This window comes from Lactobacillus delbrueckii subsp. bulgaricus, assembly GCF_046938665.1.
GTDB classification, from domain to species: domain Bacteria; phylum Bacillota; class Bacilli; order Lactobacillales; family Lactobacillaceae; genus Lactobacillus; species Lactobacillus delbrueckii_C.
Map to the genome: position 1 here is coordinate 1 of NZ_JBKZCD010000054.1, position 1535 is coordinate 1535.

The following is a 1535-nucleotide window of genomic DNA, read 5'->3' on the forward strand; positions in this document are numbered from 1 at the left end:
GCGTCAATTTCCAAACCAAACTTTTCAGCAAAGTATGAGAATGGGTGCAGAGCTTCTGCGTGGTAGTACTTCACGAATTCTGGGTCGTCCAGAGTGTTAAGTTCAGTTGAGTAAGCCATGTGCTTAGTGTACTTAACGTCGATGAAGGCTGGGCCGTCCATCTTCTTCCATTCAGCAACAGCTGCTTCGAATTCAGCCTTGTCGTGAACAGTGAAGGCCTTCATGTTCATACCTTCAGCAACCTTTGCCCAGTCGTTGTCTGGAATGATAACACCTGACAGAGGTTGGTTTGATTCGTCACGTTGTTCTGCTTCGATGTAGCCCAAAGTTTCGTTAGTGAAGACAACAGTCAATACGTGCATGTTGTAGCGAGCCAAAGTAAGCAGTTCTTCGCTCATCATCGCGAAGCCACCGTCACCGGCCAAGTGCCATACTTCACGGTCTGGCATAGCAGTTGCGGCTGCAACTGCAGCTGGAGCACCGTAACCCATGGTTGCGTGCAAGCCGGAAGTAGTCCAGCGTTGCTTGCCGTTCATGTTCAACAGACGTACGTGGTCCATGTTAACGTTACCAACGTCAATAGCGAAGACAGCGTTGTCTGCGGCTTCCTTGTTGATGACATCCCAGATTGGTTCTTGGCGTACGCGGCCTTCGTCCTTCAAGTGGTCGTCAGCAAACGAAGCAGTCCATGCATCCCATTCTTCACGGTCAGCCAAAGCAGCCTTGTAAAGTGGTGATTCTTCACGGGCTTCACCGGCGTCGATCAAAGCACGCAAGCTCTTCTTGGCATCTGCCAGGATTGATACGTCAACTGAGTGACGCTTGCCTTGCTTTTCTGGGTCAACGTCGATTTGGATAACCTTGGCGTTCTTAGGGAACCACAAAACTGAGAATGGTGAGTTGTTACCAACCCAAACTACCAGGTCAGTGTGGCCTTGAACTTCGTTAGGAGCCTTGGCACCGATACGGCCGATAGTACCCAAGTATGGCTTGAAGCTGTCTTCAACGATACCCTTGCCCAGGTATGAAGACATCATTGGCATCTTGAACTTGTCAGCAAATTCCTTCAATTCGTCGGCAGCTGCTGAAGCACCCAAACCGAAGTAAACAACTGGGTTCTTAGCTTCCTTGATCAACTTAGTTGCGGCTTCAATTGATTCAGCAGTTGGAGCAGCGTAGTTGTCAGCAACGTGGTTGCTTGCGGAAACACGGTAGTTGTCTTCGATTTCTTGCCAACCGAAGTCCTTAGGAATTACCAAAACAGCTGGACCCTTCTTTGCGTAAGCTTGACGGATAGCAGTGTCCATCAAAACTGGCAAAGCTTCCTTGGTCTTGGCTTGGTGTACCCAAACGGCAACGTCACGGAACCATGGCATTTCGTCAAAGGCTTGGAAGAAGTTGATGTCTTGACGAGGAGTTGGAACGTTGGCTACCAGGGCAACCATTGGGGTCTTGTCGTACTTAGCGTCGTACAAGCCGTTCATCAAGTGGATGGCACCAGGGCCAGCTGAACCCATGCAGACACCAAGCTTGCC

1 protein-coding gene is annotated in these 1535 nt (G+C 50.0%); it reads right to left on the reverse strand.

The features are described 5' to 3' along the window. On the reverse strand, nt 1-1535 hold a 1535-nt coding region (locus ACLUXO_RS10115), incomplete at both ends, for a thiamine pyrophosphate-dependent enzyme (protein WP_412137440.1).